This is a genomic window from Kitasatospora sp. NPDC096140 (assembly GCF_040303045.1).
In the GTDB taxonomy this organism is placed as follows: domain Bacteria; phylum Actinomycetota; class Actinomycetes; order Streptomycetales; family Streptomycetaceae; genus Kitasatospora.
Genome location: NZ_JBEOUW010000065.1, coordinates 24,012 through 44,631, shown reverse-complemented (window position 1 = coordinate 44,631; position 20,620 = coordinate 24,012). Strand labels below are relative to the sequence as shown.

16 protein-coding genes are annotated in these 20,620 nt (G+C 73.3%); 7 read left to right on the top strand and 9 right to left on the bottom strand.

The features are described 5' to 3' along the window. Positions 1-97: 97 nt before the first annotated feature. From ABT048_RS38790 to ABT048_RS38775, 4 genes are all read right to left on the bottom strand, one after another. Positions 98-2,245: an MMPL family transporter gene (locus tag ABT048_RS38790; protein ID WP_350526350.1), complete on the bottom strand. Its 2,148-nt coding sequence runs from the start codon at positions 2,243-2,245 to the stop codon at positions 98-100. 137 nt (positions 2,246-2,382) lie between these two features. Beyond that, entirely contained in the window at positions 2,383-3,006 is a 624-nt protein-coding gene (locus tag ABT048_RS38785) for an ArsR/SmtB family transcription factor (RefSeq protein WP_350526349.1), read from the bottom strand. Between the two features lie 79 nt (positions 3,007-3,085). Beyond that, entirely contained in the window at positions 3,086-4,357 is a 1,272-nt protein-coding gene (locus ABT048_RS38780; protein ID WP_350526348.1) for an FAD-dependent monooxygenase, read from the bottom strand. A gap of 103 nt (positions 4,358-4,460) precedes the next feature. Continuing rightward, complete coding sequence (locus ABT048_RS38775) at positions 4,461-5,243, bottom strand: thioesterase II family protein (protein WP_350526347.1); 783 nt, start codon at positions 5,241-5,243, stop codon at positions 4,461-4,463. Positions 5,244-5,664: 421 nt separating this feature from the next. Between ABT048_RS38775 and ABT048_RS38770 the strand changes: the two genes are divergently transcribed. The 7 genes from ABT048_RS38770 to fabG all read left to right on the top strand — a co-directional run bounded on the left by ABT048_RS38770 (position 5,665) and on the right by fabG (position 12,552). Then, the gene (locus ABT048_RS38770; RefSeq protein WP_350526346.1) at positions 5,665-7,002 is read left to right on the top strand and encodes a sensor histidine kinase; all 1,338 of its coding nucleotides are present in this window, start codon (positions 5,665-5,667) and stop codon (positions 7,000-7,002) included. Beyond that, positions 6,966-7,610, top strand: a complete 645-nt coding sequence (locus tag ABT048_RS38765) for a response regulator transcription factor (RefSeq protein ID WP_350526345.1) — start codon at positions 6,966-6,968, stop codon at positions 7,608-7,610. Before ABT048_RS38770 ends, ABT048_RS38765 begins: the two co-directional genes overlap by 37 nt. A 165-nt stretch (positions 7,611-7,775) precedes the next feature. Next, positions 7,776-8,807 (top strand): AfsR/SARP family transcriptional regulator, encoded by a 1,032-nt coding sequence (locus ABT048_RS38760; protein WP_350526344.1) that lies wholly within the window; start codon positions 7,776-7,778, stop codon positions 8,805-8,807. 112 nt (positions 8,808-8,919) lie between these two features. Continuing rightward, on the top strand, positions 8,920-9,189 hold the full coding sequence (locus ABT048_RS38755; protein ID WP_350526343.1) for an acyl carrier protein: 270 nt from the start codon (positions 8,920-8,922) through the stop codon (positions 9,187-9,189). After that, positions 9,186-10,424 carry a beta-ketoacyl-[acyl-carrier-protein] synthase family protein gene (locus ABT048_RS38750; RefSeq protein WP_350526342.1) on the top strand — a complete coding sequence of 413 codons (1,239 nt, stop codon included), beginning with the start codon at positions 9,186-9,188 and terminating at the stop codon, positions 10,422-10,424. Before ABT048_RS38755 ends, ABT048_RS38750 begins: the two co-directional genes overlap by 4 nt. A gap of 28 nt (positions 10,425-10,452) precedes the next feature. Beyond that, complete coding sequence (locus ABT048_RS38745; RefSeq protein ID WP_350526341.1) at positions 10,453-11,595, top strand: beta-ketoacyl synthase N-terminal-like domain-containing protein; 1,143 nt, start codon at positions 10,453-10,455, stop codon at positions 11,593-11,595. Between the two features lie 171 nt (positions 11,596-11,766). After that, on the top strand, positions 11,767-12,552 hold the full coding sequence (gene fabG, locus ABT048_RS38740; RefSeq protein ID WP_350526340.1) for a 3-oxoacyl-ACP reductase FabG: 786 nt from the start codon (positions 11,767-11,769) through the stop codon (positions 12,550-12,552). 230 nt (positions 12,553-12,782) lie between these two features. On the opposite strand, the gene ABT048_RS38735 is transcribed toward fabG, so the two are convergent. The 5 genes from ABT048_RS38735 to ABT048_RS38715 form a co-directional block, all read right to left on the bottom strand. After that, positions 12,783-12,914: a hypothetical protein gene (locus ABT048_RS38735; protein ID WP_350526339.1), complete on the bottom strand. Its 132-nt coding sequence runs from the start codon at positions 12,912-12,914 to the stop codon at positions 12,783-12,785. Positions 12,915-13,103: 189 nt separating this feature from the next. Continuing rightward, the gene (locus ABT048_RS38730) at positions 13,104-16,097 is read right to left on the bottom strand and encodes an AfsR/SARP family transcriptional regulator (RefSeq protein ID WP_402808078.1); all 2,994 of its coding nucleotides are present in this window, start codon (positions 16,095-16,097) and stop codon (positions 13,104-13,106) included. Between the two features lie 423 nt (positions 16,098-16,520). Further along, positions 16,521-17,921, bottom strand: a complete 1,401-nt coding sequence (locus ABT048_RS38725; RefSeq protein WP_350526337.1) for a cation:proton antiporter — start codon at positions 17,919-17,921, stop codon at positions 16,521-16,523. Next, entirely contained in the window at positions 17,918-18,556 is a 639-nt protein-coding gene (locus tag ABT048_RS38720; protein WP_350526336.1) for a flavin reductase family protein, read from the bottom strand. The genes ABT048_RS38725 and ABT048_RS38720 overlap by 4 nt, the downstream gene beginning before the upstream one ends. 183 nt (positions 18,557-18,739) lie before the next feature. Further along, positions 18,740-20,281 (bottom strand): tryptophan halogenase family protein, encoded by a 1,542-nt coding sequence (locus ABT048_RS38715; protein WP_350526335.1) that lies wholly within the window; start codon positions 20,279-20,281, stop codon positions 18,740-18,742. Positions 20,282-20,620: the final 339 nt, after the last annotated feature.

Genomic DNA, 20,620 nt, shown 5'->3' with positions numbered 1-20,620 from the left:
CGGGCGGCGTAGTCGTAGTCGTTGGTGTGCACGGCGCGCAGGCTCTCGGCGAGCGTCTTCAGCGGCGCGGGCAGGTCCCGGTAGGCGCACGGGGTGCTCAGCCGGCGGAGTCCACCAGGCTGAGCGGGGCGGGGTCCTGGGCGACCGACCCGGGACCGCCGGTCAGCCGGGACAGCCGGCCCGGCCACCAGAACTTCCGGCCGGTGTCGATCGCCAGCGCCGGGACGAGCACCGAGCGGACCAGGAAGGTGTCGATCAGGACGCCGAGCGCCACCATGGTGCCGATCTCGATGAACGCCGTCTGCGGGGAGGCGGTGAGCGCACCGAAGGTCGCCACCAGGACGGCGCCGGCGCTGGTGATCACCCCGCCGGTGGCGGACAGGCCGCGGCGGATGCCGTCGGCGTGCCCGAGCGCGCCGACCTCCTCCCGGATCCGGTGCAGCAGGAAGATGTTGTAGTCCACCCCGAGGGCGACCAGGAACAGGAAGGCCATCAGCATGACCTGGATGTCCACGGCCGGGAAGTGGAACACCTTGTCGAACAGCTGCCAGCTGATGCCGAGCGCGGCGAAGTAGGACAGCACCACGGTGAGCATCAGCAGCACCGGGGCGACCAGCGCGCGCAGCAGCACGATCAGGATCAGGAAGACCACGGCCAGCACCAGCGGGATGACCAGCTTGCGGTCGTGGGCCTGCGCGATCTCCTTGTCCTGCTCGATGGCGGTGGGGCCGCCGATCAGGGCGTTGGAACCGGGCACCGCGTGGGCCGCGGTGCGGATCCGCTCCACGGCGGCGACGGCGGCCGGGCTGTCGGCGGCGTCCTTGAGGACGGCCCGGACCATGGTCTGGGAGCCGTCGTTGGAGGCCTTCGGCGCGCTGACCTCGGCCACCCCGTCGACGCCCTTGACCGCAGCGGCGACCGCGGTGGCCGCCCCGGTGTCGGAGATGACGATGACGGGCTTGGTCCGGCCGGCCGGGAAGTGCGCGGCCAGCAGTTCCTGGCCGGCCACCGAGCCCGGCTTGCCGGTGACCACGTGGGCGTCGTCCAGACCGGTCTTGATGCCGACCGAGCCGAACGCCACCACGCCGAGCAGCAGCGCGGAGGTCAGCCAGACCGTCCGGGGCCGACGGCTGATCCGGGTGCCGATGCGGTCCCAGACCGTGCCGTTGCGGGCGGCCTTGGCGCGCCGACCGGTCAGCGGTGCCCCGGGGCGCGGGATCGCCGGCCAGAAGATCCAGCGGCCGAGGATCACCAGCAGCGCCGGCAGCAGCGTGGTCATCGCGATGAAGCCGCAGATCACGGCGAGCGTGCCGGCCGGTCCGAAGGTGTAGTTGAAGCCCATGTCGGCGGCGAGCAGGCAGAGCAGGGCGATGGCAACGGTCGCCGCGGAGGCGCCGATCGCCGGGACGGAACGGCGCAGCGCGATCTTCATCGCGACGTGCCGGTCCTCGTGCTCGTACAGTTCCTCGCGGTACCGGGCGAGCAGCAGCATCGCGTAGTCGGTCCCGACGCCGAACAGCAGCGCGGTGACCACGATGCCGTTGCCGGAGTCCACCGTGACGCCGGTGACCTCGGCCATCACGTAGGTGAGGCCGCGGGACAGCGCGAAGGCGAAGCCGACGGTCAGCAGCGGGAGCAGCCAGAGCGAGGGGCTGCGGTAGGTGTAGAGCAGCAGGCCGGCCACGACGACGATGGTGACCAGGGTCAGCACGTGTCCGGTCGACTTGGCCGCGTCCGCGGCGTCCAGCGAGGACCCGGCCGGGCCGGTGAGCTTGGCGGTCAGCCCGTCCGGCAGGTTGCCGGTGGCCTGGTCGCGGACCTTCTCCGCGTCCACGGGCAGCTTGGTGGTGTTGCTGTCGAGCGGGACGACGACGCTGAGCGCCCTGCCGTCGGAGGAGGTGGAGACGGCCTGCACCGGTCCGACCGCCCAGTCCCCGAAGGCCTTGCGGTCGGCCTCCGCCTTGGCCTTGTCGGCCTCGGTGACACCGGAGTCACGGACGTAGACCACGATGCCGTTGGAGATCTTGGCGTCGGGGAAGTTGTCGGCGGCGTTGGCCGCGTTGGTGGACTCGGCCCCGCGGGCGAGTTCGACGGTGACGCTGTTCTTCTCGACACCGGAGAGCTTGGCGCCCAGCGGTACCGAAACGACGGTGGCGATGATCCAGGCGACCAGCACCAGCCATTTGCCCACCCGGCTCCCCGGTAACCCGAGGAATCCGCCGCCGGACTTGCTGGATCCCGACATGGGATGTTCTCCTCATCTGTGGAGGCGTGCAATTCGATGAAGCCACGTCGATTCGGCGTGGTGCTGCGACTTCCGCTGCCGGGTCGCCCAGTTGCCGCTGGACGGCCCGGTGTTCCCTTTCCGGGAACGCACGGGGATCAGTTGTTCGGACGGTCCGGTCCGGGTTCGTCCGGTATCCCGCCGGTTGCGGGCTGCGCCGGGAAGGCGAAGAACCGGGTGAGCACCGCGCGGGCGCCCGGCGGGGTTTCCGACTCGGGGCGCTTGTAGCGGTAGAGCAGTTTGATGTACTCCTCGAAGAACTCCAGGAGTTCGTCGTAGGTGACCTTGATCTGCCCCCGGGAGATGGGCAGTCCTTCTCCCCAGGGCCCGTCCTCCGATCCGGCCTCCAGTTGGAGCCTGGCGAAGTGCTCCAGGTCGAAGGCCAGGTCGAGCCTGGTCATCTCGTCGATGACGGCACGCATCTCCGGACTCTGGTCGACCCGGCGGGGGATCCGCAGATCCACCGGCGCCGTGCGCCACCAGCGTTCCCGGCCCTTGGAGAGTTCCGGGACCTCTTCGATGAAGCCGTGCTGAGCCATCTGTCGAAGGTGGTAACTGGTCAGGCCGCTGCTTTCGCCGAGGGCCTTGGCCAGCGTGGTTGAGGTGGCCGGCCCGGACCTGAGCTGCTGCACGATCCGGTTCCGCAGCGGGTGCGCCAACAGGCGTAGTGCCTCGATGTCGGTGACCTCACGTGTGACCGGCTTCGCATCGCGATCGACCATGCCACCACTGTAGGGGTTGCAAAATCTCCTTGCAAGTCTTCTTTGCAAGGAGATTTTGCTTGCTCCCAAGGGAGTTGACTCACCGTCCGGTCGGCAGGGCGGCCAACTCGGCCGCCACGTCGTACTTCTGCACCCAGGACACGTCCGCCACCAGCGCGGACATCGCACCACCGGCCCCGCCGGGACCACCCGCGCCACCGGCGCCTCCGGGGCGGTCCGGACCGCCCGGACCACCCGAGCCGCCCGGACCGCCCGGGCCTCCGGCGGGCGGCGCCAGCCGCTGCGAGCCGCCCGCCAACGAGCCCGCGCGCACCCGCGAGGTGTGGTCGAGCCGCAGCCGCTCGTACCGCTGCAGCGCCTCCGCCAGCCCCTCCGGGCCGGGCGCGCGGTCGGCCAGCACGGCGGCCAGCGCGACGGCGTCCTCGATCGCCTGGCTGGCGCCCTGGCCGTGGTGCGGCAGCATCGGGTGGGCGGCGTCGCCGAGCAGCGTGGTGCGCGGCGTGCTCCAGCCGGGCAGCGGCTCCCGGTCGTACAGCGTCCAGTGCCACGTCTCCGTCGCCGCGGCCAGCAGGGCGGTCGCGGCCGGGTCCCAGCCCGCGAACGCGTCGAGCAGCGCCCCGCGGTCGCCGGGCCGGCTCCAGGACTCCGCGCTGCCGCCGGTGTCCGGCAGCACGGCGACGAAGGAGATCTGCCGCCCGCCGTCCACCGGCTGGGCCATCAGCCGGAGTTCGGCGCCCGCCCACACGTACATGGTGTCCGGGGCGACCTCCGGGACGAGCCCGGCCGGGACGACGCCGCGCACCGCGGCCGTCCCCGAGAAGACCGGCTCGTCCGGGTGGCCCAGGGCCCGGCGGACCACCGAGTGCACCCCGTCCGCACCGACCAGCAGATCGGCCCGCGCGGCCGTTCCGTCGGCGAACTCCAGTCGCACGCCGTCCGCCGCTTCGGTGAACCCGACCAGCCGCCGGCCGGTCCGGATCGCCCCGGCCGGCACCTGCTCCGCCAGCAGGGCGTGCAGGTGGGCGCGGTGCACCGTGTAGTGCGGGGCACCGAACTCGGCCTCCCAGGAGTCGCCCATCGGCTGCCTGGTCAGCACCTTCGCCCCGTTGAACAGCCGCACCTCCAGCGCCTCCGGCCGCACCGCGATCGCGCGCAGCCGGTCGGCGAGCCCGAAGCGGTGCAGCAGCCGGCTGCCGTTCGGGGCCAGGTGCAGGCCGGCGCCCACCTCCCGCAGTGCGGGCGCCTGTTCGAAGACTTCGACCCGAACTCCCTTGCGGTGCAGCGCGGTTGCGGCAGCAAGCCCGCCGATGCCGGCCCCGACCACTGCGACCCGCAGGTCCTCCTCGGCCATCGGCCGATCCCCTTTCGCTCCGCCCGGCAGTCCGCCGGGCCCGTTCTCGTCCACGGACAGGAAAAAGGGCCGACCGGACGGCCGGCCCCGAAATGCGCCGCACCTACCGCCGGGCCGGCACCGGAATTCCGCCGCCGCACGGCAGCCGCCGGGACAGGTATCCCAGCAGGTCGCTCCGGTGCGTTTCCGGATAGAAGTGGTCCCCGGCGAACAACCGGTGCTCGAATCCGGCCGAGGTCAGTTCGGCCCAGGTCCGGATGCCGGCCAGGTCGCAGCGCGGGTCACTGATGCCGACGCACCCGGCGACCGGCACGTCCAGCACCGCGCGGTCCGGGCGGTAGGTCCGCAGGACCCGGTAGTCGGCCCGCAGGGCGGGCATCAGCAGCTCGCGCAGGGCCGGCTCGGCGAAGGCGTCCAGCCGGTGCCCCGAGACCTCCCGCAGGGAGGCCAGGATCTCCTCGTCGCCGTCGCCCGGGAAGTCCCCGGGGACCACCCGGTGCGGGGCGACCCGCCCCGAGGCAACCAGCAACTCCGGCTGCCGCACCGGCAGTTCGGCAAGCCGTCGGGCCACCTCGTAGGCCACCGCCGAGCCCATGCTGTGGCCGAACAGCGCGTACGGCCGGTCCAGCCAGGGCAGCAGTGCGGCCACCGACCGGTCGGCCAGCTCGTCCATCGAACCGACCGGCGGCTCGGCCAGCCGGTCCTGCCGCCCGGGGTGGCACGCGGCGAGCACCGCCACCCCGGACGGCAGGCCGGACTGCCAGTCGGCGAAGGCGGCGGAACCGGCCCCGGCGTGCGGGAAGCACACCAGGCGCAGCGCCGGGGGCTCGACCCCCGGGCGGTGCCGGAACCAGGACGCGTCGCCGGAATTCTTCGGATCAGCCATTTCCCGTCCTCCTCCATCCGGCCGTAGCATAACCGGCGGGAATTCCCCGGGGCGAACGATTCCGACGTATCGAATTAATATAGCCGGACCTTGGAGAATGCCTGCGGGAGCCACGCGCCCGGCCTTCCCCGGCGCATTCCATGGAATTCCGGAGGCACTCCGCGGGCGTTTCCAGGGCCGCTCGGGGAACGCTCCGGGAACGCGCCGGGAACGCTCCGCGGGCCGCTCCGGGGCCGCCGCCGGCCGCACCTCCGGGGCCCCGGCCGGACGCCCCCGCGCTCCGGTGTGCCGCTTCCGGAACCACCGGGGTGTAGTTACCTACACCGGTGGACTCGGGGGTAAGACCCACTGCACCGGGCCGCCCGCGCGGCCAGACTTGAGGCCACGGAGCCAACGGGCTCCCGAATGGGGAGAGTTCATCATGGTGGACCAGACGTCAACCGTCCGGAGGGCAGGGTTCCCGGGCGCCCTGAGCGGCAGGCGGCTGCGGCTCGACTTCAAGGCACCGCTGCGCGGGCTGCGCCTCTTCGCACTGAAGATCCCGGCACTGGTGCTGTTCGCCCTCTCACTGGCCTCGATCGGCTACCTCCTCCTCGGGGTGGGCGTCCTGCTGCTCCCGGCCGCCACGGCCGGGCTGCGCCGGGTCGCCGACGCCGCCCGGCGGCTCAACGGCCGGTGGGCGGGCGTCGAGATCGCCCGGCCGTACGCACCCAGGCCCGAGTTCAGCGCCGGCCCGGTGGGCTGGGTGGAGCGCGTCCGCTGGATCCTGACGGACCGTGCGACCTGGCGGGACCTCGCCTGGGCGGTCACCGACCCGGTGGTCGGCGGCGTCGCGGCCCTGCTGCCCGCCGCGCTGATCGCGTACGGGATCGAGGGCGTGCTGCTGCCGTTCCTGTGGCACCCGCTCACCTCGGCCGGGTACGAGGACTGGTACGCCCTGGTGATCCACGTGCACGGCAGCTTCGGGATCGGCGCCCTGTTCGCCGTCCCGATCGGCCTGGCGTCCATCGCCCTCGGCCTGACCACCGGCCCGGCCCTGCTGCAGCTGCACGGCCGCTGGACGGCCGCGCTGCTGGCCCCCAGCGCCGAGGCCATCCTCGGGCAGCGGGTCGAACAACTCGCCGCCACCCGAACGGAGGTGGTGGACAGTCAGGCCGCCGAGCTGCGCCGGATCGAGCGCGACCTGCACGACGGCGCCCAGGCCAGGCTGGTCGCGATGGGCATGCGGATCGGCGCCGCCGAGCAGCTGCTGTCGAGCGACCCGGAGGCGGCCCGCCGCCTGCTCGCCGAGGTCAAGGACTCCTCGTCCAAGGCGCTGAGCGAGCTGCGCAACCTGGTCCGCGGCATCCACCCGCCGGTGCTCTGCGACCGCGGCCTGTCGGAGGCGGTGCGCGCCCTGGCCCTGGACAGCCCGCTGATCGTCGAGGTGGTCTCGGACGTCCCCGGCCGGGTGTCGCTGCCGGTCGAGTCCGCCGCCTACTTCGCGGTCTCCGAGCTCCTGACGAACGCCACCCGGCACTCCGGTGCCGCCCGGGTCTGGATCGACCTCGCGCACAGCGACAACCTGCTGCGGATCTCCGTCAGCGACGACGGCCACGGCGGGGTGGACCCGGACAAGGGCAGCGGACTGCGCGGAATCGAGCGCCGACTGGCCGCCTTTGATGGCATCCTCACCCTGAGCAGCCCCGAGTCCGGTCCGACCATGGCGATTCTGGAGATCCCGTGCGTGTTGTCATCGCCGAAGACCTCGTCCTCCTGAGGGAGGGGTTCGTCGCCATCCTGGAAGCCGCCGGCCTGGAGGTGGTGGCGGCGGTCAGCACCGGGCCGGACCTCCTGGAGGCCCTGCTCACCCAGCGGCCGGACGTCGCGGTGGTCGACGTCCGGCTGCCCCCCACCTTCACCGACGAGGGTCTGCGGGCCGCCATCGCGGCCCGCAAGGAGATCCCCGGGCTTCCGGTGCTGGTGCTCTCCCAGTACGTCGAACAGCTCTACGCCCGCGAGCTCCTGGCGGACAACAGCGGCGGCGTCGGGTACCTGCTGAAGGACCGCGTCTTCGACGTCGCCCAGTTCATGGACGCGCTGCACCGGGTCGCCGGCGGCGGCACCGCGCTGGACCCGGACGTCATCTCCAAACTGCTCTCCGGCGGGCGGCAGTCCAGCGCCCTGGCCCGGCTCACCCCGCGCGAGCGGGAGGTGCTGGCCCTGATGGCCGAGGGGCGCTCCAACGCGGCGATCGCCCAACGCCTGGTGGTCAGCGGACGGGCCGTCAGCAAGCACACCGCGAGCATCTTCGCCCGGCTCGACCTCCCCGAGGACGACGACGACAACCGCCGGGTGCTGGCTGTCCTCGCCTACCTCAACGGCTGACCACCGCCCCGGCCCGGCCCCCACCCGCCGCCCGCCCGTCGCTCCCACGGCACCGCACCCCGCCCGTCCGGCGGCGGCCCGCGCACGGCGAAATGGAAGCGATACAGATCCAAAAAGCGAGCTTCCTAGCCTGGGCGCCGATGGCGACAGAACGGGGGTAGCTCGATGGAGTTCAGTGTTCTCGGCCTGGTCTCGGTGAAGGACGCCCGCGGGGCGGAGGTGGGGCTCGACGGTGCCAAGCAACGCACGGTGCTGGCGGCCCTGCTACTGGCCCGCGGCCGGGTGGTGACGGACGCCCGACTCAGCACACTGCTCTGGGACTGGAATCCGCCGGCCACCATGAGCGCGCAGATCTACACCTACATCTCCCGGCTGCGCAAGCGGCTCGGTCCCCGGGTGCGGCTCTCCCGCCAGGGCCCCGGCTACCAACTGGACATCGGCGACACCCGGTTCGACCTGGTCGAGTTCGAGCGGCTCGCCCGGCAGGCCCGGTCCGCCCTGGCGGCGTCCCGGTTCGACGCCGCCGCACGGGACTTCGAATCCGCACTCGCCCTCTGGCAGGGGCCGGCGCTCGGCAACGTCACCGAGGCCCTCGCCCAACTGGAGGTCCCCGGACTGGAGGAGGCCCGGACGGCCGCGCTGGAGGGCCGGGTCGAAGCCGACCTGGCGCTCGGCCGGCACCAGCGGCTCGTCCCCGAGCTGACCTCGCTGGTCACCGAACTCCCCCTGCGGGAAAGGCTGCGGGCCCAGCTGATGACCGCGCTCTACCGCTCCGGCCGGCGGGCCGACGCACTCGCCGCCTACCAGCAGGGCCGGCGCATCCTCGCCCACGAGATCGGCGTGGACCCGGGCCCCGAGCTGACCGCCGTCCACCAGGCGGTGCTGACCGACAGCCCGGAACTCCTCACCGGGCCCGGCGGGCCGCAACCGCCCGGCGCCCGGCCGGCCAGGACGGCCGGTCCCGAGCACGTCCGGGGCCGGGAGAACCTGCTCGCGCTGGTGCACTCCACCCTCCCGGTGCGCGGCGAGGACGTCCTCGCCGCCATGGTCCGGGCCGGACTGCTGAAGGTCCGCGAGCCCGGCCACGACGGATCGCCCCGCTACTGGGTGGGCGAGCCCTCGCTCCTGGTCCCGCACGACGCCGCGCAGTGCCCGGCCTGCGCCCTGCGAGCGGAGCCGTATATGGAGTCCGCATAGGAACCGGGGGGAGCCTTCCTCCCGCGGCGCACGCCGCCGGGACGGGGCACCACCCCGCCGCGCGGCAGCCGCCCGACATCCTTCCGCTCCCACCGAAGAATCGAGGGACACCATGTCCGACACCGAAGTCACCGGCATCCTGGACGCCGAGCGCAAGGCCCTGGTCAAGTCGATCGTCTGCGACGTGCTGGAGGTCGAGCCGGCGGAGCTGGGCGAGGACGACGACTTCGTCGAGCAGCACGAGGCCGACTCGCTGGCCGGCCTGACCATCCTCGCCACGCTGGAGCGCGACCTCCACATCGAGCTGGCGCAGGAGGAACTGGAGCGGATGACCAACCTGGCCGGTGTCTACGCCGTCGTCGCCGACGCCGAGTCCCGGTGACCACCGTCGACCCGACCCGGGGGCGCAGAGTGGTGCTGACCGGCCTCGGCCTGGTCTCCGCCATCGGGATCGGCGTCGACGCGTTCGCCTCCGGCCTGCGGGCCGGGGCGAGCGGCGTCAAGCCCATCACCGCGTTCGACACCGCGGGCTTCGCGTACGCCAACGCCGGCGAGATCACCGACTTCGACCCGGCCGAGCACCTGCGCACCGTCCGCCCCGAGGACCTCGGCCGGGCCTCGCAGTTCTCGGCCGCCGCCGCCCGGATGGCCTTCGAGGACTCCGGGCTCGACCGCGAGCGGCTGCTGGCCGCCCGGACCGTGGTCGCCGTCGGCACCACCGACGGCGAGACCCGCGACCTCGACGCGCTGGTCGGCCGGCAGATCGCGGAGGGCCCGGAGCAGGTCGACCCGGTGCTGGCGCGCCGCGTCGGCAACGAGCAGCTCTCCGCCGGGATCGTCCGGGAGCTCGGGCTGGTCGACGTCGAGGCCGCGACCGTCCCGACCGCGTGCGCCGCCGGCAACTACGCGGTCGGCTACGGCTACGACGCGATCCGGCTCGGGGACGCCGACCTGGCCCTGTGCGGCGGCGCCGACGCGCTCTGCCGCAAGACCTTCGCGGGCTTCTACCGCCTGGGCACGATCGCCCCCGAGGTCTGCCGGCCGTTCGACGTGAACCGCCAGGGCATCCTCACCGGCGAGGGCGCCGGCATCCTGCTGATGGAGTCGCTGGACTCCGCGCTCGCCCGCGGCGCCCGGATCTACGCCGAGGTGCTCGGCTACGGCCTGACCTGCGACGCCCAGCACCCCGTCGCCCCGGACGAGGACAGCATCGCCCGGTGCATCCGGATCGCCCAGCGCAACGCGGGGGTGACCCCGGACCAGGTCGACTTCATCAGCGCGCACGGCACCGGCACCAAGGCCAACGACATCACCGAGTCCCGCGCGATCCGGCGGGTCTTCGGCGAACGGCCGCCCGCCACCGTCTCGATCAAGTCGATGATCGGGCACTCGATGGGCGCCGCGAGCGCGATCGCCGCCGCGGCCTGCGCCATCGCCCTCACCGAGCGCTTCATCCCGCCCACCGTCAACCACGTCGAGACCGATCCGGAGATCGGCCTGGACGTGGTGCCGAACGTGGCCCGGCCGGCCGACCTGCGCGTGGTGCAGAACAACGCACTGGCCTTCGGCGGCAACAACGCCGTCCTGCTGCTGGGTGCGGCGCCCGCCGCCGCCTGACGGCACCCCGACGATCAGGAGCTCTCACGTGACCACCGATTCCCCGCCGGACCGGCCGATCGTGCTGTCGGGCTGGTCGGCCGCCTCCCCCTTCGGCCTCGGCGCCGAGGCCTTCACCGAGGGGCTGACGGCCGGCCACGCGGCGACCGCGCCGCTGGACCGGGAGCACTGGGACGGCCCGTACGACACGGCCGGTCTGATCCCCGACTTCACCGTCGCGGGCGTGCTCGGCCGCAAGGGCACGCGCGCCCTGGACCGCTCCACCGGCATCGCGCTCGCCACCGTCGGCCTGCTGCTCGACCAGTACGACGGTGAACTCGGCGCCGACCCCGAGGACATCGGGCTGGTCCTGGGCATCGGTGCCACCAGTGTCCAGAGCATCATGGACTTCTCCCGGGCCTCCCAGGCCGGCGAGCGGCCCTACGACGTGGACCCGGCGCTCTTCCCCAACACCGTGCAGAACCGGGCGACCGGGGCCGGCGCCATCCGCTACGGGCTGAAGGGCCCGAACACCACCATCAGCGGCGGGTCCCTCACCTCGCTGCTGGCGCTCAACTACGCGGTCCGGATGCACCGCCAGGGCCACGGCCGGGTCTTCCTCTGCGGCGCCGTCGAGGAGTACTCGGCCCAGCGGGCCCGGCTGGAGTGGCACGGCGGCGGCCCCGGGGGCGGCGGAGCGCCCGGCCCGCTGGGCGAGGGCTGCGCCGTGTTCCTCACCGAGACCGCGGCCGGGGCGCGCGCGGCCGGGAGGCAGCCGCTGGCCACCGTGCTCGGCTCGCGCTTCCTCGCCTTCCACGCCCCCGGGGCCGTGGGGGCCACCCTGGCCCGCGCCGTCACCGAGGTGCTCGCCGCCGCCGGCGCCACCGCCGCCGACGTCCGGGTGATCGCGCCCGGGGAGGCGCCGGGCCCGCTCGGCGCGCAGGAGGAGGCCGGGCTGGACCGCGCGCTCGGAACGGCCGGAACCGCCGGAACGGCTCCGGTCCGGCTGCGGGTCCGGCGGCTGCTCGGCGACACCGGCGCGGCTTCCGCCGGGTTCCAGCTCGCCGCCGTCCTCTCGCTGGCCCGCACGCAGCCCCAGCCGGACGGAGCGCTGGCCCTGGTCACCTCGGTCAGTCCGGCGGGGACGGTCGGCTGCACCCTGCTCCGGCTGGAGCACCCCGCCGCCGACTGACCGGCCCGCCCGCGGCCCACGCCGGGCGGCACCACCCCGCCCGACCCGGCCGGGTCGGCCTCCCCGGCCGACCCGGCCGATCCCGTTGCTCCCGTTGCTCCCGTTGCTCCTTCCGATCCTTCCGATCCTCCCGACCCGATCGACCCGACCGCGCGACCCCGAGGAGAGACCATGACCGCCCCGTCCGTCCCCGTACCGCCGCCGGCGGCGGAACAGCCCGCGCCCCGGCCGATCGCCCTGGTCACCGGAGGCTCCCGCGGCATCGGCCGGGCCGTGGTCGAACGCCTCGCCCAGGACGGCCACGACATCGCGTTCTGCTACCGCAGCGACGAGGCCGCCGCGGAACGGACCGCCGACCTGGCCCGCGCCCACGGCGCCCGGGTACTGACCCGCCGGCTCGACGTCGCCGACCGGGCGGCCGCGGAGGAGTTCGTCGCCGAGGTGACCGCGGACCTCGGCCCGCCGGACGCCCTGGTCGCCTCGGCCGGCGTGCTGCGGGACCGCCCGGCGGCCCTGATGAGCGGCGCCGAGTGGGACACCGTGCTGCGCACCAACCTGGACGGCACGTTCAACGTCTGCCGGCCGGCCCTGCTCCCGATGATCAAGCGCGGCCGCGGCGCCATCGTCACCCTGTCCTCCGTCGTGGGGCTCACCGGGAACGCCACCCAGGCCAACTACGCCGCCTCCAAGGCCGGCCTGGTCGGCCTGACGAAGGCCCTGGCCAAGGAGGTCGGCCCGCACGGCGTCCGGGTCAACGCCGTGGCGCCCGGGCTGATCGCGACCGACATGAGCGCCGGCCTGTCGACGAAGCGGGAGCAGGAGCTGCTGCGCCGGATCCCGATGGGGCGCTTCGGCACCGCGCACGAGGTGGCCGACCTGGTCGCCTTCCTGGTGTCGCCGCGCGCCGCCTACCTCACCGGCGAGGTCCTCCGGATCGACGGCGGCATCGCCCTGTGAGCACCGCCCTCTGAGACCGCTGGGCCCGGCGGACCCGCCGGGCCCCCGGCTCTTTCCGGGCCCCCGGCCCTCGCCCGCTCCGGGCCCCCTCCGACCCCCGCGCCGCCCCCACAGCGCCCCACCGCACCGCACCGGCCGCGCGACCCCCACCGCACACGCCGGAACGCCGTCGGCCGTCACGGGATCCCCGTGACGGCCGACGGCGTTGTGGCGTTCCCCCGTGCACCCGGTCAGTTCCACTCCTCGCTGCCGGGGCCGTCGATCGGGAGGGGGGCCGACACGATCGGGCCACCGGCGCGGACCTGGGCGGCGGCGGGCCCGCCCACGGACGCCATCAGTCCGAGGGACAGGGTGGCAGTCATGCCGAGCACAACCAGAGCCGGCCGGAACGTGTTCACGAGTCGGACGTAGCGCACTGCCGCATCTCCTCAAGAATGGGTTTCCCTCGCTTCTGAAACGAGGCTATGCAGTCGCCACTTCAAGCTCTTATCGATACGTTCTTGTCCGGTTCTCAAGCGATACCCGACCGGTCCTGCAGTCCTGCAGCGCCGTCACCTCCAGCGGGGGCACACCAGGTCGGGGACGCCCGTCACCTCCCGCGGGCCCTCCTCCCCCGGGAGGTCCTCCATCGCCTCGATCAGCTCGGCCAGGTGCTGCTCGGCCTGCTCGACCAGCCGCGGCGACTTCAGGGCCGCGAAGCCGTCCCGGGCGCTGACCAGCCGGCGGAAGGCCTCGTCGAAACGCCCCAGCCGCCGCAGCACCTCCCCGAGCCCCAGGCTGAGCCGGGCGTTGAGCAGCGGGACGTCGATCCGCTGCGCCACCCCGAGCCCGGTCTGCAGCGTCGCCAGGGCCTCGTACGGCCGGCCGGAGCGCAGCTGCGCCTCGCCCAGTCCGAGCAGGGCGTGCGTCTCGCCGCGCCGGTCGTGCTTCTCCCGGACGATCTGCAGCACCCGCCGGAAGTTGTCCTCGGCCTCGTCGAACCGGTCGAGCGCCAGGTACGCGCCGGCCAACCGGTTGACGGCCTGTGCCGCGCCCCTGGTCCGGCCGATCCGGTCGAAGACGCCGACGGCCTCGACGGCCAGCCGCAGCGAGGAGTCCAGCGCGCCCTGCTCCCGCTCGATCACCGACATCTGGCCCAGGGTGTGGGCGAGCGCGGAGGCGTCGCCGACCTCCCGGAACACCTCCCGGGCCTCCTGCAGGCGCTCCATCGCCTGCCGCCGGTCGCCGTGGATCCGGTCGATGATCACCATGTTGCGCAGCGCCAGCGCGTGGCCGTAGCGGTGGCCGATCCGCGCGAACAGCCGCACCGCGTTCTCGCACCAGTCCTGCGCCTCGTGGAAGCGCTCCTGGAACATCTCGACGGCGGCCAGCTCGTGGCACATCACGGCCTCGCCGAGCTCGTTCCCGGCCCGCCGCGCGACCTCCAGGGAGCGCTCGCAGGTGAGCCGCCAGTTCTCGTGGTGGTTGCGGATCTCGAACAGCACCACCGAGGAGGCGGTGAGGTCCCAGGCCAGTTCGTCCAGCGACAGCTCGCAGGCCTGGAGCACCGAGGCGACCAGCGACTCGCGCTCCGTCTCGAACCACTGCAGCGGGTCCTCCAGCAGCTCGTCGGTGTGGGCGCGGTCCAGCGGGCGGCGCTCCGCCGAGCCGTGCACCACCGAGAAGTCGCCGCCGTACTCGCGCCGGTGGGCCTCCTCGGCCAGGGCGAGCCAGGTCTCCAGGACCCGGGTCACCGCCTCCCGCCGCTCGGCCTCCTGCTCCTCCAGCTCGGCCCGCTCGCGCGCGTACAGCCGCAGCAGGGTCTGGAAGCGGTAGCGCAGTGCGCCGGTGGCGTCGGTGCCGGCCGCCTCCAGCAGTTGCGCGTCGACCAGGTGCTCGATCAGGTTCTCGGCCTGCGTCGGCGGCAGGTCGAGCAGGGCGCCGCCGACCCAGGCGGTGAAGTCGGGCACCGCCAGCAGGCCGAGCCGCCGGTACATCCGGGCCACGTCCGCCGGCAGGTCGCGGTAGCTGAGGCCGAAGCTCACCCGGACCTCCAGGTCCCCGGCGGTCAGCTCGTCCAGCCGCCAGCACTCGTTGGCGAGCCGGGCGGCCAGGTGCCGTACGTTCCAGTGCGGCTTCGAGGCCAGCCGGGCCGCGGCGATGCGCAGGGCCAGCGGCGTGCGGTCGCAGAGCCGGACGAGCCGGCGCGCGCCGTCCGGGTCGTCGGTGACCCGGTCCGCTCCGGCGATCATGCCGAGCAGTGCCAGGGCGTCCGGCTCCGGCAGCGGGTCGAGCCGCAGCCGGACCCTGCTGTGGCCGACCGCGAGGTGGTCCTGCTGGTCCTCCCGGCTGGTGACCACGACGCAGGAGCGGCCGCCGTCGGGCAGCAGGTCGCGGATCTGGTTGAAGGAGTGGGCGTTGTCCAGGATGACCAGGACGCGGCGTTCGGCGAGGATCGCCCGGTACAGCGACACCCGGTCGTCGTGGGCGGTGGGGATCCGTTCGCCGGGCACTCGGAGGGATCGGAGGAAACGATTCAGCACGTCCCCGGGTTCGGCCGGGGACCGGTGCTCGTCGTAGCCGAACAGGTCCGCGTAGAGCTGGCCGTCGGGGAACTGCTCGGTCACCCGGTGCGCCCAGAACAGAGCGAGGCCGGTCTTGCCGACCCCCGGGAATCCGGTGACGAAGCCGCGGGCCGGCCCTCCGCCCCTGGATTCGTCCTCCAACAGGAGGTCCAGGGAGGCGAGTTCGGATTCACGGCCGACGAAGGCCGAAACCGGCGGCGGCAGTCCGCCCAGCGCGCGGCGGGGCGGGTCGTCGGCCGCCTCGACCTCCGGGACGACGTAGTCCTCGACCGACAGCGCGGGCGCGGCGACCGTCTCCCGTGGGGAGCCGAGCAGCATCAGCTCGGGGTCGTCGCGCAGGATCGCGTCGTGCAGCCGCTGGATCACCGGGCCCGGCTCCAGGCCGAGCTCCTCGACGAACTGCTGGCGCCCGTCCCGGAACGTCTCGGTCGCCTCGGCCCTGCGCCCGGCCCGGTACTGGGCGAGCATCAGGTTGTAGCGCAGCTGTTCGCGCAGCGGGTTCTCCCGCATCACGGCGGCCAGCTGGGGGATCAGCTCCTGGTGCCGGCCGAGCGCGAGCTCCAGCCCGGTGAGCTCCTCGTAGACCATCAGCCGCTGTTCCTCCAGGGCGACGGCCGCACCCTCGACCCGACGGCCGGTCACCCCGGCCAGCGCCGGGCCGCGCCAGACGTCCAGCGCCAGCCGGTAGAGGCCGGCCGCGTCCTCGTTGCGCTCCTCCCGGCGCGCCTGCGCGGCCTCGCTCAGCAGGCGGTCGAAGTGCACGGAGTCCAGGGTGTTGCCCTGCGCCTGCAGCCGGTAGCCGGGATGCGCGGTGAGGATGACCTCCCGCGGGCACTCGACCGCCCGGAACGCCTTGCGCAGTGCGGCGACGCAGATCGCCACCTGGGTCCTCGCGGTGGAGGGCGGCTGCCCTTCCCAGACAGCCTCGACGAGGCTGTCGACCGACACCTCCTTTCCCCAGGCCAGCACGAGCATCGCCATGATGGTGCGCTGACGCGCCCCACCTATCACCACCGGCCGACTTTGATATGTAACCGACAATGGCCCAAGAATACCGAAATCGAGGCCAATATCCCGTTCAGCCGCATCGACCATCTGTACCCCCGTTGGTCTCACGCCAGGTGCCGCAGCGCGACCGAGGATACTTGATTGATTCACAAATCACGCCTGGCTTGCGTCGGCATCATTCACGGCCGGAACTCGCCCGCTCCCGCGGCCGGCCCCCCGTCAATTCGCCCGGAACGACGGAACGGAGCGAAGAAACAAACCGACCGGTGCGCCCCATTTCCGCGGGCCCGCGGATAGCGCCGGGAAGTGGACCGGCACCGTCCGAAGGAGTTCCGGCCGGCTCCGGCGGTGGGGGAATCCGCCGGAACCGGCCGGGGCCGGAGTGCTCCGGCGGGATCAGCCGCCGGGAGCCGGACGGACGGCGAGGACCATCGGGCCGGTCATCGCCGTCGTGAGCAGCGCCATCAGCACCAGGACGGTGAGCCCCGCGGTACTGATCAGATGTGCCTGCCAACCGATCCCGGCGAGGACGATCTCGGTCACCCCGCGACAGTTCATCAACGCCCCAAAACGCATCGCGTCCGCCCGGTCCAAACCGGCCAGCCGGGCTGCTCCGCCCGCACCGACCAGCTTGGTCACGCAGGCCGCCAGCACGACGACGACGAGAACCAGCCAGTGCCCGCCGTCCCGCCCGAGCGAGCCGATCGAAACCTTCAGGCCGACACCGGCGAAGAACACCGGCAGCAGCACGGCCAAGGTGAAGCCCTGGAAGTGCTGCTGCATCCGCTCGATCACGCTCGACTGGTGCGGCACCACCGTTCCGAACAGGAAGGCGCCGACCGCCGGGTGCAGCCCGATCAGCTGGGTCAGCCCCGCGTAGCCGAGCGCTCCGGTCAGCAGGACGGGCAGCAGCAGCCGTTCGGGCGAGCTCCGCCGCTCCGAGCGCCGGATCAGCGCGGCGAGCGCGGGCCGCACCCACAGCACGGTGACGGCGACCAGCGCCAGGGTCAGCCCCACCGTGGAGACCAGCTTCCCGCTGCCACCGCCCGCCGAGGCCGCCAGGATGCCGGTGAGCGCCAGCCAGGCCACCCCGTCACCGAGCGCCGCCGTGGTCAGCGCGTAGCCGCCGAGCGGCGTGCGGTCCATCCTCAGGTCGACCAGGGTCCGGGCCAGGACCGGCAGCGCGGTCACCGACAGGGCCAGCCCGAAGAACGCCGGGTAGCCCCAGCCCTTCCCGGCCGACCCGGCCAGCACGTCCGGCGCCGCCAGCGCGATCGCGCCGCCGGCCAGGAAGGGCAGGACCATCCCGCCGCCGACCGCGGCCACCACCGGCCCGCGCAGCCGCACCTCCCGCAGCTCGCACCCGAGCAGGAAGACGAAGACGGACAGCCCGAGCTGCGCCGCGAGATCGAGCCCGCCGCGCACCTCGGGGGAGAAGATCCAGGCCTGCCCGGACGGCCAGATCCAGCCCAGCGCGGACGGACCGAGCAGCAGCCCGCCGAGGACCTCGCCGACCACCGGGGGCTGACGCAGCCGGACCATCAGCGAGCCCAGCAGATGGCTGAGCAGCACGACCACCGCGACCGCCAGCAGGAAGCGGGCGATCGGGTCGACCCGGTCGGCCCGGCGCGCGGTGTCCACCAGACTCGGCCCCCACAGCACGAGGGCCGTCACCAGGACGACCAGCCCGGGGACCCAGCCGACCACGGCCTGCCGGACGGCACCCTCCCGCGGGCGCCGCGGCGGCACCCCACGACGGACCGGCCCCTCGGGCGCCGGCCTCTCCGCCGTGGTCACGGCGCCGCCACCCCCCGGGCGCCGACCGCGGCCGGCACCTCGGCGTCCTGCTCGGCGGCGGGCCAGTCGGCGAACCGGCGCAGCCCGTACAGCAGCGGGACCCCGCCCGCCCGGTGCACCTCGACGACCTCGCCGAGGACCAGGACGTGGTCGCCGACCTCGATCAGCTGCCGCACCCGGCAGCCGGCCAGCGCCAGCGCGTCCCCGCTGAGCCAGGGCAGGCCGAGGACGGGCGACGGCCGCCAGTCGACGTGCGCGAAGCGCTCGGCCACCGCGGTCGTGAACACCCGGGCGGCGGCCTGGCCCCCGGTGTGCAGGAGGTTGACGGCGAAGGCCTGTCGCGCGACCAGGGCGTCCAGCGTGCTGCTGGGGGCCTTCAGACAGACGGACAGGACGGGCGGAGCGGTGGTCACGCTGCTCAGCGAGGAGCAGGTGAGCCCGCGGGGACGGCCGACCGGGTCGGTGGTGGTGACCACCGCGACGCCGGTCGGGAAACGGCTCATGAGCCCCCGGTAGTCGTCCGCCGGCACGTGCCCGGCGGTGGACGGCTGTCGTGCGGAGCGGGGCTGCGGACCGGCGCGGTCCACGAAGCGTCTGCCGGCCGGGGCCTGGCTCGACGCGGGCGGGCTGGCCATGCGTTCTCGCCTTCTGGGAGCGGTGCGGATGGTCGCCGAGCACTGCCGGGGGCACCGCCGGGCACCGGGGGACGGCGACCGTCGCCGATCGCCGTCCGTGCGCCGACGGGGCCCGGCCCGACGGGTCCACGGGGGTGGGGACCCGTCGGGCCGGGGGCTCGGTGCACCCCTGGCGGGTGCGGGTCAGTTGATCGACGCGAGGTACTCGTGGCAGCTCGGCAGGGCGGCGACGAGGCGGTCCGCGTCGGCCTTGATCCGGGCCAGCTCGGCGCGGGCCGCGGCCGGGTCGATGTGCGCGAGCGCCGGCCGGGCCGTCCGGGGCTCCTGCCCCAGCCCGAGCAGCATGGTGTTCCAGGAGTAGTGCTCGAAGCCGTGATAGGCCGGGTAGATGGTCTGCTCGTCGAGCAGGTGCGAGGCGGCGACCTCCAGTCGCTCGGCCAGGCCGTCCGGGAGCGGGCGGACCTTGGTCTCCTTCCAGTACGGCGTGTCGTCACGGCGGGCCGCCCAGTAGTGCAGGACGAGGAACTCCTTCACGCCGTCCAGCACGTTGGCGACGCGCTTGTTGTAGTCCGCGGCCAGCGCCGGGTCCCACCGCTCGTCCGGGAAGTGCTTCACCAGCTGCTCGATGCCGTGCTGGATGAAGAAGATGCCGGTCGACTCCAGCGGCTCCACGAAGGCGCTGGACAGGCCGATCGCCACGCAGTTGTTCACCCAGGAGCGCTCGTTGCGGCCGATCCGCATCCGGATGTGGTTGGCCTCCAGGTCGTCCCGGCCGGGAGCGGCGAACTCGCGCAGCGTGCGCTCCGCCTCCTCCGGGCTGGTGAACTCGTCGGAGTAGACGTAGCCCGTGCCGTTGCGCCCGAACAGCGGGATCGTCCAGATCCAGCCCGCCTCCATGGCCGAGGCCGTGGTGTACGGACGCATGTCCTTGCGCTGCTCCTCGTCCAGCGGCACCCGCAGCGCGACGGCCCGGTTGTTCGGCAGGACGTCCTGGAAGGAGACGAACGGCTCCTCCAGCGTCTCGTTGATCAGCAGACCGCGGAAGCCGGTGCAGTCGATGAAGAGGTCGCCCGCGAGCTCGCCGTGCCCGCGGGTGGTGACGTGGCTGATCCAGCCGCGCTCGTCCCGGGCCACGTCCACCACGTCGTCCACCACGTGCCGCACCCCGCGCCGGGTGCCGTAGTCGGTGAGGAACCGGGCCAGCAGGCCGGCGTCGAAGTGGTAGGCGTAGGGGAACTGGGCGCGCTGCTCCTCCAGGGTGGAACGGCCGAGCGAACCGTCCAGGCCGCCGGCGAACAGCGACCCGTCCATCAGTCTCGGCGAGCGTCTCGCCTCGCACAGGTACGGCGTGATGTAGCAGCTGCGGTCGAAGGACTCGCTGCGGTCGCCGAGCTGCAGCCACCAGTCGGCGACGTTGAACCCGTCGGAGGTCCGCAGCCGCTCGAACGGGTGGTAGAAGTGGTGCCCGACCTCGCGCCAGTTCTCGAAGCGGATGCCGAGCTTGTAGGAGCCGGAGCAGTGCGGCATCCAGTCCCGCTCGTCCAGGCCGAGATAGTCGAAGAAGTGCCGGACGGTGCTGAAGGTCGCCTCACCGACGCCGATGGTGGCGACGCGGTCCGATTCCACCAGCGTCACGTCGATCCGGTCGCCGAATGCCGCCTTCAGGTAGGTGGCACTCATCCAGCCTGCGGTTCCGCCGCCGACGATCACTACCGAGTTGATCATCCCCGAGCCCTCCTGGAGATCCGTGATTCGTGCAGCGAAGTTATCCAGCCACGTTTTTCCTTCGTTATCGGCCGTCAATGGCGAGGGAAGATCGACGGTGTTCCCGACAATATCGACGGGTGCCCGGACGGAATCCCGCAGCCGCTTCCCGGCGTTTCTCCGCCGGTTTCTCCCCGGTCCCCGCGGGTTTCCCGCCGGTCCCGTTCCGTGCGCCCGTCGGGCCCCGTCGGCCGCCGCCGCTTTCCCGCCGCTTCCGCGGGGCACCGCGCCTTCGACCGCATCCTGACAACGCCCACCTGCCTGTGACGGCCGGGCCTCCCCGCAGGTCAGGACCACCTC